We start from the raw sequence: 13250 nt of genomic DNA, 5'->3' as shown, positions 1-13250 counted from the left end.
GGCATCCATTTACCGACATGCATTACACTATTCCTACAGATTTACACACAATGATTGGAATCACACTGGATGAGCCTGTGCAGCTAAACGCATTACTTCGAAGTTTCTGGCCACCTGCTATCGTATTACTTTACCTGCTTTGCAACAGCTCAGCCCTAATGGCAAACCCCATGCACGTGGTGTTTATTAACCCCGGCCACGCCAATCTGGACAACCCCACGGGTCACTTCTGGCCCGAGGCCAGCCGCTTTGCTCACGCTGTCGCTGAAGACCTGGATATTCAACTGGAAATTTTGCACGCTGAGCGCAACGCCTTTCGCTTACAAGCATTGGTGCAGGATATTCTCAAACGCCCGCAAAAACCGGATTACCTGTTACTGGTTAACGAGCGCTTTGCCTTAACGCCAATATTCGATGCTATCGATAAAGCCGGTATTCCGTTTTTTCTGGCCTATAACCATTACAACCAGACTCTGCACTTACAGCCCAAGCCCAGACAGACTCACAAACACTGGCTCGGTGCTCTCGTACCCGATAATGAATTCGCCGGCTACCAGCTCGCGAAGAAATTAATAACCAGCCTCAAAGGCGAACCTGCAAGGCTGTTGGCTTTTAGTGGAGACGATGTTACCTCCGCTTCACTGTTACGCGTCAAAGGGTTGAAGCGCGCACTGCAAGAACATCCCTCAGCCAAACTGCAATACATCATGCCCGGCGAGTGGCGTTACGATATTCCCCAACAGCGTACCCCCGGCCTGTTACGCCGTCATCCGGACATTAATCTTATCTGGGCCGCCAACGGCGCCATGGGGCTGGGAGCCCTAAAGGGTTCCACTCAATCTCTGCGCTTACAAAAAGTGAATATTGCCAGTATTAATTGGGATCAGGATGAAATCACGGCACTACAAAATGGCGACCTGTATGCCTCGGTTGGCGGGCATTTTATGACAGCGGGCTGGAGCCTGATTATGCTTTACGATTACCACCACGGCCGGGATTTTATTGATGACGGTGGAAGCTATCAGCAGCGCAAAATTTTTGAAGCGGTCACGCGGGATAATATTCAAGACTATTTGCCAGTACTGCAAACCCGCCAGTGGCAACAACTGGATTACCGGGGCATGAGTAAAACGTACAATCCCGAATTAAAGAACTACCAATTCAGTCTCGGCAAGACATTAAGACTTGGTTATTAAGAGATGGGCATTAACAACTTATCACGCCGGTATTGTGATGGCGTCTGGCCATACCAACGACGAAAGGCTTTACGAAAAGCCGCTGCATCACAATAACCCAATGACGCTGCAACGGCATCTATCGAAAAGTTCGATTCTCGCAGGTGACGTACAGCCAGTTCCGACAACAGTTTTTCAGAGATCGTACGGTAACTACTGCCCTCCTCCGCCAACCGCCGAGCCAGAGTTCGCTTGGAGACAAACATTTCACGAGCCACATCCGCTTCGGTGATAGAGCCTGCCGGATGGGAAAGTAATAATCGACGCACCTGATCGGTAGTCGACATTGCAGACACGGGTATCTGCTCAAGCAGGCGGCAGCAATGGTCCTGCGACAAAGAATAACTGTCCGAATGACCCGAGGCATTCGCCTTACGCGCTAACACCGCCGGCATCTGTACCCGATTAACAGTCTGAGAAAAATGCACCGCTGAATGCAGGTAATCGCCATAACAGTCGCTATGGGATGGTCGAGCATGTTGCAGCTCAATACTGGCCTCAGTTAACTCCCGCCCCAATACAGATTCAACGACCGCCTGAATCATTAACGCAAAGCACTCCTGCATAATACGCAGCACGTTGGGCTTGGCGGAAACTCTTATTTCAAGAATGCAGGTCAGGTAGTGCTCATCAAGATCTACTTGCACACTCGCCAAAGGTAAACGCAACGGTAAAAAATCTGCGAAGGATTCCAGCGCCGTAATCACATCCGGGCTACTTAATACCAAATACCCCAAGGGGCCATGGGAAGAGGGCTGTAATTGCCTGCCTAGTCGCAGGCCGATCTCCGGCGAACCCAAAATATGCTGCGCATTGTCCAGCACACGCATTTGCTGTTGCGCAGTGATATAAGCCTCATCACCGGGCAGAAGGATATTTATAGGTAAGCCAGTACCGCGTAACAAGGGCTCCAGTTCCCGCTCCTGCAAATTTAACTCGCGCGCGATAATGCGAGAGTAACTGGCCGGTATCAACAAGCTGTCTTCATCAAGACTCATAACGCCTTTCCCCAGGGACATACCGTTAGCCTAGCCCAAAACGTCAACAAATAACCCCTTACTGGCAATATTTAACCCCAGCAAGTCAATAAATAACCCCCTAATGACGACGATTAACCCTCTTTAACCACCAAGCCATCTCTAACATATCTGCAAACCCATAAAAAAGCAGAGAGAGCCCATGAGCAGCATCACAAAGACCACGGACAAGCCGGACATGATTGTTCGCAAAATGCCATTTGAATTTCCAAACGATATAGACCCGCACTGGAACCCGGATAAACCTGAGTGGAGCCATATGGTTAACGGCACATCGTTGGCCATGCCTTTCCTTGAACCCTACCTCATTAGAACTATGCGTAAGTCTTTGCCGCTTATTGACTCGGGAACCTTAAAAGAAGACGTAAAACTCTATATCGGCCAGGAGGGTCAACACTTCCAACAACACCGTAAGTTTAATGACCTACTGATTGAAAAAGGCTACGCCGAGCTGACCAATATCGAGCGACAAATGAAACAGGAATTTGATGACTTTGAGAAAAACCGCTCGCACAAATTCAACCTCGCTTATGCCGCCGGTTTTGAATCCATGGCATTAGGGGTAGCCCATTGGCTGATCAATGATCGTGAATATTTATTTGGCCACGCTGATTCGCGAGTTGCTTCCCTGGTCCTCTGGCATTTTGTTGAAGAGATCGAACATAAAAATGTAGCTATCGATGCCTACAACGCCGTTTATGGCCATTATTTTTACCGTGTTTACGGTGTGATATTTGCCACCCTGCACGTGATTAAACACAGCCGCCGCGCCTACCAGGCCATGCTCAAAAAGGATGGATTATGGAACAACCTGCGTTCACGCTGGAAGCTCCTGAAAATGACCACTCGATTCTTTCGCAATATGCTACCACCGATGATTGTAGCCTGCCTGCCGGGCCACCACCCGTCGCAAGTAAAAGATCCGCAATGGAGTTTGGACTGGATTGCACGCTACGACAGCAATACCGACGAATTTGCGATTTTGGACACCACCAATATCAGCGCCAGTTTTTCCTAATTTAATCAGATAAGGGGACTTAAGATGAACAACGATTTAAAAAATGCACAACGCCTGCTACTGGGCCATGGCGCGCTAATTTTATTACTGGGCTTTATTATCGGCTTCGGTTTTTTATTCTTTTTATTGGGTGAAGTCACCGTTTGGCCCTTCCCCGGCACGATAAAATACCAGTTTCCTGGCACCTATGATGCCTGGCGCATGGCTCATCTGGAAGGTATTGCCAACGGTTTAATGCTGTGGATTATGGCTGCGGTTATTCCCCTTCTACAGCCCTATATCAAACGTATTTACCGGATTTCAGTGGGTATGATTGTCGTTGCCTGGACCTTTGTTATCGCCTCGGCGATAGACCCTATTTTCCCCAACGCCAGAGGACTTGCGTTCAACGCCAGCTCCAACCTGGCCAGCGATACGGCATTCTTTTTATTTTATATCGGCATCATTATCGCGTTTGTGGCAGTGATTACGATTGCCGTAAAAACATTGCGACCCGGCGGGGAAGTACGTTAAATCACAATCAGCTGGCGGCATAACTGGGTTTTAGCTTGTCACTGCGTTTATTGCTCAGCCTGGATCAACTGGGCAATACAATCGCGCAAGCGTTGGTGAAACTCGGGCGTGGCATCGGCAGCATAGGTCATAAACATCCCCACCAGTACCTGGGTGCGATAGCGGGATAGATCAATGTAGCCATTAACCCAATCCTGCCGCGCCAATCGCTGGCAGCCAAATAGCTGCTCAGCCAGCCAATCAGTATCGATATTGCCCTGCAGATAACCGTGCTCCACCGCCGAGGCACAGATTTGTTTGGCAATATCCAGGGATTTGTTAAAGATGCCCGCCGGAAGTTCATGCTCGAACAGCTTGGTGCGCTCACCCGCTACAAAGGCTGCACGGTAGAAAGCTTCATCGTTGCGGTAGAGATCGAGCAGATTATCGATAAAGGCCTCGGCGGCTTCAATAGGATCGACCAGCTCCGGCTGGCTGACCACCTCGCCAATGCGCACCACCATTTCGCCGCAAAGTTCTTGAAAAATATCGTATTTTTTACCAAACAGGTTGTGAATGGTGGGGATGGACACCTCAGCCTTGGCCGCCAGATCACTAATAGTGAAGTCCTCAAAACCCTGGGCAGCAATCAACTCGCGAGCTATACCCAAAATCCGCTGCCGACGCATTTCCTTATTGGCCTGACGGGTCTTATTGCCCTTTGCCACCCCTGATTTACTCATTTTTCACCCTAAATCTCACAAATAGCCTTGACTACAGTTTTTATTATGCATTAAATTTTATTAACCATAAAAACTGTAAGAGAGAGATTACATTATGAAGCAAGATACCCGTAAATCAATTGAGGCCTGCGCCGCGCGCTATGGCGAGCAGGCCGATGCCATGCGTAATTACCTGCTGGAAGGCGAAAAACAGGCCTACGCGCTGGATAACCGCGGCCCTATTCGCTTTGACGCCAACGGCGATCTGGCCCAGGACATACTCGATGCCTACTCCCGCTACGGCTTTTACGTATTTACCGATGTTTTACAGGAAGACGAGCTGGAGGACATCAAACAGGACCTGGAGGCCATGCGAAAGACCTTCCCTGCCGAGCCCTTTGGCAAGCTTACCACCGACGGCAAGCCTGCCCTGGGTGCCGACTGCCAGTCACTCAACCTGATTTGGGCCAAGCCCCTGGGTGACCCTCTGGGCGGCACCGATCTGGCCAATGGCCGTCACCAGATCAAACTCTACGAACCCGAAGCCGATAGCGATGCCCCCAAGGACGTACCTTTTGTATTGATGGGTTCACTGCAATTTTCTGACGCCTGCTTGCGAGCCTACGCTCACCCGGAATTGCTTAAAGTGGCCGAAGCAGTAAACGGCAAGGACTTTGCCCCCTTCCACGAAAGCCTGTTTATCAAAGACCCCGGCATAGGGGCCGCCGTATCCTGGCACCAGGATGGCAATACCCACTGGGACAGCAATGACTTCGATGAAGGTATTCACGGCTTTAACTTTATGGCTCAGGTATACGGCAGCACCGCAGTGAACGGCGTGTGGGTATTACCTGGCAGCCACAAGCTTGGCAAGATAGATATCACCAAGCTGGTAGAGGAATCGGGTAGTGAGCGTATCGAAGGAACGGTACCTTTAGTCTGCAACCCCGGTGATGTGGTGATCTGCAACCGCCAACTGGTTCACGGCTCTTTCCCCAATTCGGGTTTCGAACCACGGGTCACCGTCAACTTTGGTTTTCACCGTCGCTCATCTGTGCTGGGTGTGATGGGGGCTGGCATGCACAGCCAGGCAGAAGTCTACGACGCAGCATTAATTGCCAAGCGCTCACAAGTTCTCGGTTATGCTATCGAGGCACGCAAGCAGCGCTATCCAGCGGAAGAGGCCTACCGCTACCAACCCTTCGTGGAATCTCATCAGACCTTTACCTGGGATGAAACAGCCAAAACCTCGCTAAAGGATTACAACCTGCATGATTTAAGTATTTAAACTTTACAAATCCTTAAACTATTGGCGTCTTGCCACCGGCAGACGCCGTTAACCAAGCACACAAGCTGTGCTAGGCTTCGAGCATGAACTTAAGAAGCGTAGACTTAAATTTACTGACTCTGTTTGACGCCCTGCTCGAAGAGCGACAACTCTCACGGGCGGCCGACAAACTCGGCATGTCACAATCGGCCGCCAGTAACGCACTGGCGCGTTTACGCTTAACCTTTAAAGATGATTTGTTTATTCGCACCCGCGAAGGTATGGAACCCACGCCGAAGGCGCAACAATTGGCACAGCCGGTGCGTGATGGTTTGGCATCCATCAGGCTGGCACTGGCTGAAGAAGACAGTTTTGACCCGGCAAGTTCCAGTCGCTGCTTTCGACTAATCCTTAATGATTTTATCGAACCGGTTTTACTGCCCAAATTGCTTGCCATGCTGCAAGCCGAAGGCAGCCAGATGACCTTGCAATCCTTTACCAACCAGCGTAAAGAAAACCTTGAGCAGTTGCGCAAAGCGCAAATGGATTTTTATTTTGATTTAAAGCCGAGCGATGATCCGCAGCTTGAATGCCACAAGGTATTTGAAGAAAATCTGTCGGTCATTGCCCGCAAGCAACACCCAAGACTTGCAAACAATCTTACGCTGGACGACTACCTTAACGAGCAGCATATTATTTTTACCCGCCACGATGGCCAAACCACCATGCTTGATCTGGCTCTGGAAGCCAAGCAACCCTTAGTGAGAAAAATGTTGGCTCAGCCCTCACACCTATCACTGGTGCCTGAGCTGGTGATGCAGTCAGATGCCCTCGCTACCATGCCCACACAAACCGCCAAACGCTTTTGTCGCGCCTATGACTTACAGCGATTTGATTTCCCCATCGACATAGGTGCACTGCCATTGTATTTAATTTGGCATAAAGCCCTGAATCGTGACCAGGCACATCGCTGGTTAAAAGAAAAACTTATGAATATTACCCTGCCGTCATAACCTACAGGCAGGGTAATATTTAAGGTCTACAACAAACTTACTAAAGATTTTTAAAGTTGGTGTGAAAGTAACGGTATAGGGCACTGTGTTCTTCACGGGGCGTTTGTCGCCAACCGTAGGTTTCGGGTCGCTGCTGTTCAATCACCAGAGTATCCCACAGTAGCCAGTCAAATACGGAAATGAAGTTAGTCATATTTTTCGCCGAGTTTTGACTGCGGCTGTGATGCTGGTGATGCATGTTCGGCAAGGTAAACACGTGGCAAACCGCATAGGTGAGTTTTCTTACCCAGGCATTAGAGTGATTTAATAAATACAAATCGTAACTATGCCCCCAGTTGGTATGCACATGCATGCCCCATAGGGTTTTTACCAGAGTTCCCCAGAAGAAAATTTCATACAAACCAAAATACAGACAAATAATACCAAACCAATAGTTCGGTAAAATCAACCACCAACCCCAGTGCTCTACATAGGTGTGGGTAACGCTTAATTCACCACGGCCGTCATTGCCACCAATCTGATGGTGCGGGCGATGAGCGCGTTTATAAAAGTTCTGGATTTTGCGTAGCCAGGGCGTTTCCACCGGCGCCACATGAGCAAACAAATGGGCACGGCCGTGAAGATATTCATCAATCAGGCAATAACCAATAATGGTGGGCCAAAAGTACTCCAGCTCCAACCAGCGCAAGCTCTCGGCCCCGGCAGGAAATAGTGCGCTGAGCCCAAGAAAAATAATCACCATCAGTAGCGGCCGCTGTACCACCGCCAACATACCAATGGAGATAAACCCCATGGCCCAGTCTTCACGGGTTTTACGGCCATCGCGATAGCGTCCCATGAGCCACTCGTAGCCAATCAGACTAATTAAAACAACACCAGCAATCAGCCCCATGCGTTCCGAGGTGCTATCCACCGCCTCGTTGAACAATAATGAAATATCCAAGGTCTCTCCTCCTAACAACTTATCATGAGGAAAATGCTACTGCTCAGTAACGCCCCGGGCTAACGGATAATCAATATATAAAATATTGATAGCGGTGATATTAGTGCTCGGGCAAGTCTTCAAACGCCTGGCGTTTGGATTCAATCCAGGCCTGCATGGCCTCAGGATCCTGCATCAGGGCTTGCATCTCCTGCATAGCTTGCAGGTGGGCGGCATCCTGGCGCTTATGCATATCCATACCGTGCTGTTTGCTCAGCTCTGCCATTTCCTCAAAGGTATTGGCGTGAAACTCCAGATCACAGGCACCGCCTAACTGGCGGCAGGTCATGGTTTTCATCATATCTCCCTGTATTGTGAGCCTAAATAGACAATAGACTGTTAATCCTGTTAATTTGTCCTGCCGCTCGGCAGTAAACTGACCTAAAGCCTAGTACACTCTACTCACCACCCCAAGCAACCAATCAGGGTCCCAAGCATATGCGTTTTTTGGAAGATCTCAGTATCGGTGAAACAGCGGAAACACCGCAATACCTGATAACCCGTGAAGAAATCATCGATATGGCCAGCCGCTGGGATCCACAACCGTTTCATATTGACGAAGACGTCGCCAAGGCCGGTCTGTTTGGCGATGTAATCGCCTGTACTGCACACCTGTTTTCCGTGATGTCGATGCTATGCAATCAACTACCCGAACATAAAAAGCCCGCCATGATCGCTGGCCTGGGTTTTGACGAAGCCAAGACCCATCGCCCGGTGATGCCAAACGACACCGTGCGAGTAGAAGTCGAAACCATCGAAGCCCGCCCATCGGATTCCAACCCTAGCCGTGGCGTTATGACCTGGCAGCACAAGATGTTTAATCAGGATGATGTGTTGGTGTTTTCCATGAAGAGTAGTGTTCTGGTAAAAAGGCGCTAACCACCAGAGGCTCTCTGCCTCTCTTGGCAAAATCTGTATAAACGGGATCAGCCCCTAGAGCTGTCCCCGTAAATTTTTATTTACTAAACCTACTCTGCCCACAACCCTTCACACATAACAGGATACTTTGCAGGAGAGAATGCCGTAAACCGCATATCTCTAACCTTAGTTAGATTATTCCATAATAGTTTATGGCCTTTTAAGCCAGACGTAATAGATATACTTTTCTTGAGTTTCTCTATCTCTTCTGCGCTGGCTTCTCGAGTTTCTCCTACCGTACCCATAAGCCTAATTGCTGGCGACATGGAGAAATTCCCTCTGAATAGAGACCTTAGCCAGAAAAACGTGTCGCTATTTACTGACATCAGGCAAATATTGTTGTTCGACTCAAAGTTCCTTGGCATAACTTCGGAATACTGTTCAAAATAGTAACCGGTCATATCATCATTGAAAAAAACATGACCTATAGGTGTCACATGAGGAGTGCCGTCACCGTTTACTGTGGCTATTGAGAAAAAACGATTTGACTTCTTTCCCTCGCGTAGAACTTTTAAAATATTTGGCCAGTGCTTTTCGATTTCCATAACTGATATATTCTCCATTTTGACTTTAATACCAATAGCCCCCCGTTGGATACAGGTTTTCGCTATCATCCCATGATATCAACCACTTCATAAGCTATGGCCTTTCCTAGTACTTTATGTTGATTTTCATCTAAATGAATACCATCTACAGCACTGGCTTCTGTAACATTTCCAGCATTGAAGTAATGTACTGAGCTCTCTTTAGCGATCCCCTCAAGCTCAGAAGCCAAACCTACGCAACGCTTTTCCGAGCCATTAAATTTACTAGCAATGACCCCTTTCGGCTCGATGATAGGCGGTGGCGCAACAACCATAATCTCAGGAACAGGCATACCGGGCTCAATGGGTGCTTGCTTGATAATTTGAATTAACTTTGCAGTTCCCTGCGCTGACAGCCAAGCATTATTGCTGTGTGTACACTGAAAATCGTTAGAGCCCAGCATCAGAATCACTAACTTTAACGGGGAGTGCATCTCGATAACTTGCGCTAACCCTTGCGAACCGTCTCGCCCCTCTTTGAAGGGATCACTCCATACGGTTCTTCTTCCATTAAGGCAATTTTCAATAACTCGAATATTATTACCTAGTTGATTAAGGGTATTTTCAAAAACACCAGGCCATCTTTTATCAAACGGCAGGCGCTGCCTGGAATCAGGAATAATGCCCCATGTGAGGCTATCGGAATATATGAGAATTTGATCCATGGCCTTAATACCTGCTTCCTTTTAGGCTCCATTACGGATATTTATGCTAAACGCCGTCCACAAACAGCTCCACACATCTCATCATGAAGCTTAATAACCGGCTCATAGGAAAAGTCATTACCCACAGACTGAACCAACTTAACGACACTGAATTTACCAGATTCATTGTGGTAGTCTTTTTGCCAATCCAGATATGGCTGCTGCTCACAATCCAAAGGTGATTTCACCTTGATTGTTTTGAATCGCATTCGATAGGGTTTAGGGGTGAGCCGTGCCCTGTAACAATTCTGCTTTTTGCACATGGCTATATAGATCCAGTCTACGGCAAACTTTCGCATAAATGACTGAAAGCTTCGCATAGAAGGATCTATATAGGTTTTGCCTATAACTCTGATTCCCTTGGCAGTTTCGTAGATTCTGAAATCACTACCAATTTCTGGATATTTCTTAATACGCTGTAGAAACTTATGAACAATACGCTCTTTTTTGGGTAATTTTCTTACCGACTTAAAGATATCCATAAAATCGATGGGGTAATCATCCAGATCTAGCACCGTATATTGATTGGTGTTTAAGATCTTGGCCCCATAACGGCAGATCGTAATAACATTGGCGTCATCAATAATGTCATCAACATATTCTTTAATGGGGGTTTCATAGTCATCATCCTTACGGCCACCATGTTGAATCCGATCCTCAATCTGCCTGGAACACGCTTGAGCTTGATCGCTTGCATCCTGACTGGAAACATTGGAACCAGAGAGAATGTCAATCCGCTCGGATTTACCATCGATAGTGATATGAAAAGGTTCTTTAACCCAATATTTGAAATATTTCATTGTTTCCCTACAAACCTTTCACCAGTTTAGCCAATAGACTATTCAAGCGTTTTCGTCAGGCTAAAGGCACCACGTACCTGCCCCAACAGATAGCCCGTTGCCATATCATCCGGGTAGTGTTTATCCAGTACCTTCTGCACCTCGGGAGCAATACTTTTGCCATGACAGTTAAGGCACAGCCCTTCTACGCCTTGCGCTTTTATAAAGCGAAACTCATTAGCAACAACTTCAGCATGTTTCATTGTGGCTGGCGCCTCGCCTGCCTGCTGCCTTTGATCGAAACTATTCAATACATCGCGCTCAAATGGATCGGGAGTAGCGCTGGCATTGTTGCGGGCCTTTAGGCTTACCCGCTTGACCTCCCAGCCGGTTTCTTCACTTAAGGTTTGGGCTATCTTAGGAGCCTCCACTGAACACACATTAATAGCATGCTCAAATCCGGCGGCTGTTATTGCCTGTTTTAACTGCGGCTTTAACTTTCCTGCAAAACGTTTGACGATACTGACGGCTTCACGTTCAAGTGCAGCAGTATTTTCGCTCTCTGTATTCGCCAAGGTTACAACAGATAGACTCAACGAAATTACCGCAGCTGTCGTAGCCACAAACCATGATTTACGATGTTTACCCATATTCCTCTCCAGTCTATCAAATGGGTGCTGTCCCCGTAGGTTTATTCATAATGGGCCACAGCCTTGAATACCTTGCCCTCATCATTAAAATGAAAATACTCAGTAGCGTTACCTTTGTGCCCTTTGTAGTGTATGACTACACTATTTGCCCCCGTAAAAACGGATAGTATCTCGAAGTGCAGATCAGGAATGCTTTTCAAAGCTATAGTCCAATATTCTCCAACAGCCCCCTTACCCTTAAGAGCTCCAGATTTAACACCCATTCGCTCAACGATGATAGGCGATGACATTTCAAAATCATCGGTGTAGTGAGAAAGAATCTCATCTAAGTCATGGGAATTCCAAGATTGAACCCAGTGTTTGGCAAATTTTAACGCTGATTGTTTATCCATTACTTATCCCTGTAACTCAAATATTAGTTTGAATATTTTTACCAAGCGCACTCAATCCTAGAGTCTATTCACTCGTCTTTTATTGAGCGATAGCAAGATAAAGCCATTTATAGCAATCAAGAAGAATAAGAACAGGAGCAGAGCTTCCTGCCCCTAAAATGAGCCGCCTATCGTTGCAGCAACCAATCCCATTAACACAGCCCCAACAGAAACCACACTTAGGCAAGCTGCACAGGCGACACCCACGTTTTGTAATTGCGGAATATACTGACTGGCAACGACAAAGACACCAGCACCAGTAATAATCCAGAACCACATACCGGCCCCCATCAGACTATTGGATACGGCAGCGGTGGAGAAACAACACAAAGCAAACAGAGCACCGATTATCTTCTGCATAAGACATCAATCATCTTCATGGTACATTTGTTTGTAGCCCCAAATGGTGCCACCCACAAATACCGCACCTATCAATAACAGAACCATGATTTGCATAACACTCCACCCCAGGAGGTTATAAAGCGTAAAAACCAAACCACCAACTACCAATAAGATGAAAATAACTGTATTCAGAATATACATCTCAACTTACCTCCAAATCTGATCAAAGGCCCAGTCGGCGCCCATAGCCCCGAGTACACCACCGACAAAGACCCCAATGGGTACACAGGCTATAGCAGCGGGCCCACATACCAATCCTGCTGAACCCAAGGCAGTTGCACCGGCTACACCGCCACCTATTGCCACCCCCTCGTTCGCTGCAGCTCTGACTTTATCTTCTGCTGTTGCTATATGGTATACCGCGATGGTGACTGTCAGAACAAATAGACCTCTGCCTGCTCGACCCATCCATTTGGCGCCATTACTGGCTCTAGCTTGAGGCTCTCCCGACTTTTGCACAATTAAACGCCACACATCATTCTTTTGACTGTGCTTTAGCGTTTCAAAAGCCTTATCGAAAAGTTTGTCTGCATACTTCGCTTCGAGCTCAGCCAGGGTTTTACCTTCTTTTTTCATGAACCTGGCTATTGAAAGCCCAATAGAAGAAGTTTTGGCTCTCTGAGCTTCCATGATGGTATTACGCAGAGATTGCGCTTGCTGCGCCGCTTTTTGGGGAGAGAGCTGTTGCCGGGCGACCTTTTCCTGAAGCTCTGCTGCGTATTGCTTAGTTTGCTCCAGATATTCCTCTCTGATTTTGGCGTCAGGAATGAAATGCTTGGCAAATGCTGCCGCGGTCACTTCGAGCTGGGCCAGCTCTTTATTTAAGAAATAATCTTCCGTTGTTGCACTCATGTAGAAATCCCTTCTATCTATGTGTCAGATGGTTTTTATCTTAATGCATCTCAAACATTGCTGTCTTGCTTCACATATTACAAGCGTGAACTGAACAACAGTAAAACACATACCATTTAATTTGAGGCATAAAAAAACCGGAGCCAAGCCCCGGTTTTTTAACA

17 protein-coding genes are annotated in these 13250 nt (G+C 47.6%); 6 read left to right on the top strand and 11 right to left on the bottom strand.

Annotated features, from left to right (window positions below):
• Window positions 1–50 precede the first annotated feature (50 nt).
• Window positions 51–1196 carry an ABC transporter substrate-binding protein gene (locus ACGHZ6_RS01470; RefSeq protein WP_390617005.1) on the top strand — a complete coding sequence of 382 codons (1146 nt, stop codon included), beginning with the start codon at window positions 51–53 and terminating at the stop codon, window positions 1194–1196.
• On the opposite strand, the gene ACGHZ6_RS01465 is transcribed toward ACGHZ6_RS01470, so the two are convergent.
• On the bottom strand, window positions 1193–2233 hold the full coding sequence (locus tag ACGHZ6_RS01465; RefSeq protein WP_390617004.1) for an AraC family transcriptional regulator ligand-binding domain-containing protein: 1041 nt from the start codon (window positions 2231–2233) through the stop codon (window positions 1193–1195). The two genes, ACGHZ6_RS01470 and ACGHZ6_RS01465, sit on opposite strands and share 4 nt — an antisense overlap.
• 181 nt (window positions 2234–2414) lie before the next feature.
• Between ACGHZ6_RS01465 and ACGHZ6_RS01460 the strand changes: the two genes are divergently transcribed.
• Window positions 2415–3290 carry a metal-dependent hydrolase gene (locus ACGHZ6_RS01460; RefSeq protein ID WP_390617003.1) on the top strand — a complete coding sequence of 292 codons (876 nt, stop codon included), beginning with the start codon at window positions 2415–2417 and terminating at the stop codon, window positions 3288–3290.
• A gap of 24 nt (window positions 3291–3314) precedes the next feature.
• Window positions 3315–3803 (top strand): hypothetical protein, encoded by a 489-nt coding sequence (locus ACGHZ6_RS01455; protein WP_390617002.1) that lies wholly within the window; start codon window positions 3315–3317, stop codon window positions 3801–3803.
• A 47-nt stretch (window positions 3804–3850) separates the two neighbouring features.
• Here the strand turns inward: ACGHZ6_RS01455 and ACGHZ6_RS01450 are convergent, their stop codons facing one another.
• The gene (locus ACGHZ6_RS01450; protein ID WP_390617000.1) at window positions 3851–4525 is read right to left on the bottom strand and encodes a TetR/AcrR family transcriptional regulator; all 675 of its coding nucleotides are present in this window, start codon (window positions 4523–4525) and stop codon (window positions 3851–3853) included.
• A 94-nt stretch (window positions 4526–4619) separates the two neighbouring features.
• On the opposite strand from ACGHZ6_RS01450, the gene ACGHZ6_RS01445 reads away from it, so the two are divergent.
• Both ACGHZ6_RS01445 and ACGHZ6_RS01440 read left to right on the top strand, forming a co-directional pair.
• Window positions 4620–5792, top strand: a complete 1173-nt coding sequence (locus ACGHZ6_RS01445; protein WP_390616999.1) for a phytanoyl-CoA dioxygenase family protein — start codon at window positions 4620–4622, stop codon at window positions 5790–5792.
• An 83-nt stretch (window positions 5793–5875) separates the two neighbouring features.
• Window positions 5876–6784, top strand: a complete 909-nt coding sequence (locus ACGHZ6_RS01440) for a LysR substrate-binding domain-containing protein (protein WP_390616998.1) — start codon at window positions 5876–5878, stop codon at window positions 6782–6784.
• A gap of 40 nt (window positions 6785–6824) precedes the next feature.
• Here ACGHZ6_RS01440 and ACGHZ6_RS01435 read toward each other — a convergent pair whose 3' ends face one another.
• Entirely contained in the window at window positions 6825–7727 is a 903-nt protein-coding gene (locus tag ACGHZ6_RS01435) for a sterol desaturase family protein (RefSeq protein ID WP_390616997.1), read from the bottom strand.
• A 100-nt stretch (window positions 7728–7827) separates the two neighbouring features.
• A complete protein-coding gene (locus ACGHZ6_RS01430; RefSeq protein WP_390616996.1) occupies window positions 7828–8067 on the bottom strand; it encodes a DUF1059 domain-containing protein in 240 nt (79 codons plus the stop codon).
• Window positions 8068–8204: 137 nt separating this feature from the next.
• On the opposite strand from ACGHZ6_RS01430, the gene ACGHZ6_RS01425 reads away from it, so the two are divergent.
• Window positions 8205–8645, top strand: coding sequence for a MaoC/PaaZ C-terminal domain-containing protein (locus ACGHZ6_RS01425; protein WP_390616995.1), 441 nt, complete (start codon window positions 8205–8207; stop codon window positions 8643–8645).
• 89 nt (window positions 8646–8734) lie between these two features.
• Here ACGHZ6_RS01425 and ACGHZ6_RS01420 read toward each other — a convergent pair whose 3' ends face one another.
• From ACGHZ6_RS01420 to ACGHZ6_RS01390, 7 genes are all read right to left on the bottom strand, one after another.
• Entirely contained in the window at window positions 8735–9229 is a 495-nt protein-coding gene (locus ACGHZ6_RS01420) for a pyridoxamine 5'-phosphate oxidase family protein (RefSeq protein ID WP_390616994.1), read from the bottom strand.
• A 65-nt stretch (window positions 9230–9294) separates the two neighbouring features.
• Entirely contained in the window at window positions 9295–9933 is a 639-nt protein-coding gene (locus tag ACGHZ6_RS01415) for an SGNH/GDSL hydrolase family protein (protein WP_390616993.1), read from the bottom strand.
• A gap of 41 nt (window positions 9934–9974) precedes the next feature.
• Window positions 9975–10772, bottom strand: a complete 798-nt coding sequence (locus ACGHZ6_RS01410) for a hypothetical protein (protein WP_390616992.1) — start codon at window positions 10770–10772, stop codon at window positions 9975–9977.
• A 38-nt stretch (window positions 10773–10810) separates the two neighbouring features.
• Window positions 10811–11401 (bottom strand): DUF3365 domain-containing protein, encoded by a 591-nt coding sequence (locus ACGHZ6_RS01405; RefSeq protein WP_390616991.1) that lies wholly within the window; start codon window positions 11399–11401, stop codon window positions 10811–10813.
• 41 nt (window positions 11402–11442) lie between these two features.
• Window positions 11443–11793, bottom strand: a complete 351-nt coding sequence (locus tag ACGHZ6_RS01400; RefSeq protein WP_390616990.1) for a nuclear transport factor 2 family protein — start codon at window positions 11791–11793, stop codon at window positions 11443–11445.
• Window positions 11794–11946: 153 nt separating this feature from the next.
• Window positions 11947–12192 (bottom strand): hypothetical protein, encoded by a 246-nt coding sequence (locus ACGHZ6_RS01395; RefSeq protein WP_390616989.1) that lies wholly within the window; start codon window positions 12190–12192, stop codon window positions 11947–11949.
• A 189-nt stretch (window positions 12193–12381) separates the two neighbouring features.
• Window positions 12382–13086, bottom strand: a complete 705-nt coding sequence (locus tag ACGHZ6_RS01390; protein ID WP_390616988.1) for a hypothetical protein — start codon at window positions 13084–13086, stop codon at window positions 12382–12384.
• Window positions 13087–13250: the final 164 nt, after the last annotated feature.

The sequence above is a fragment of the Maricurvus nonylphenolicus genome (assembly GCF_042854845.1).
Classification (GTDB): domain Bacteria; phylum Pseudomonadota; class Gammaproteobacteria; order Pseudomonadales; family Cellvibrionaceae; genus Maricurvus; species Maricurvus nonylphenolicus.
Note: the sequence above shows the minus strand (reverse complement) of the source record. Positions and strands in the feature narration are given on the sequence as shown.

Excerpts from the sequence above, each read along its gene's own strand:
- ACGHZ6_RS01410 (WP_390616992.1), bottom strand. The coding sequence starts at position 10,772 with ATGAAATATTTCAAATATTGGGTTAAAGAACCTTTTCATATCACTATC.
- ACGHZ6_RS01460 (WP_390617003.1), top strand. The coding sequence starts at position 2,415 with ATGAGCAGCATCACAAAGACCACGGACAAGCCGGACATGATTGTTCGC.
- ACGHZ6_RS01405 (WP_390616991.1), bottom strand. The coding sequence starts at position 11,401 with ATGGGTAAACATCGTAAATCATGGTTTGTGGCTACGACAGCTGCGGTA.
- ACGHZ6_RS01445 (WP_390616999.1), top strand. The coding sequence starts at position 4,620 with ATGAAGCAAGATACCCGTAAATCAATTGAGGCCTGCGCCGCGCGCTAT.
- ACGHZ6_RS01415 (WP_390616993.1), bottom strand. The coding sequence starts at position 9,933 with ATGGATCAAATTCTCATATATTCCGATAGCCTCACATGGGGCATTATT.
- ACGHZ6_RS01465 (WP_390617004.1), bottom strand. The coding sequence starts at position 2,233 with ATGAGTCTTGATGAAGACAGCTTGTTGATACCGGCCAGTTACTCTCGC.
- ACGHZ6_RS01425 (WP_390616995.1), top strand. The coding sequence starts at position 8,205 with ATGCGTTTTTTGGAAGATCTCAGTATCGGTGAAACAGCGGAAACACCG.
- ACGHZ6_RS01395 (WP_390616989.1), bottom strand. The coding sequence starts at position 12,192 with ATGCAGAAGATAATCGGTGCTCTGTTTGCTTTGTGTTGTTTCTCCACC.
- ACGHZ6_RS01390 (WP_390616988.1), bottom strand. The coding sequence starts at position 13,086 with ATGAGTGCAACAACGGAAGATTATTTCTTAAATAAAGAGCTGGCCCAG.
- ACGHZ6_RS01430 (WP_390616996.1), bottom strand. The coding sequence starts at position 8,067 with ATGATGAAAACCATGACCTGCCGCCAGTTAGGCGGTGCCTGTGATCTG.
- ACGHZ6_RS01420 (WP_390616994.1), bottom strand. The coding sequence starts at position 9,229 with ATGGAAATCGAAAAGCACTGGCCAAATATTTTAAAAGTTCTACGCGAG.
- ACGHZ6_RS01470 (WP_390617005.1), top strand. The coding sequence starts at position 51 with ATGATTGGAATCACACTGGATGAGCCTGTGCAGCTAAACGCATTACTT.
- ACGHZ6_RS01455 (WP_390617002.1), top strand. The coding sequence starts at position 3,315 with ATGAACAACGATTTAAAAAATGCACAACGCCTGCTACTGGGCCATGGC.
- ACGHZ6_RS01400 (WP_390616990.1), bottom strand. The coding sequence starts at position 11,793 with ATGGATAAACAATCAGCGTTAAAATTTGCCAAACACTGGGTTCAATCT.
- ACGHZ6_RS01450 (WP_390617000.1), bottom strand. The coding sequence starts at position 4,525 with ATGAGTAAATCAGGGGTGGCAAAGGGCAATAAGACCCGTCAGGCCAAT.
- ACGHZ6_RS01440 (WP_390616998.1), top strand. The coding sequence starts at position 5,876 with ATGAACTTAAGAAGCGTAGACTTAAATTTACTGACTCTGTTTGACGCC.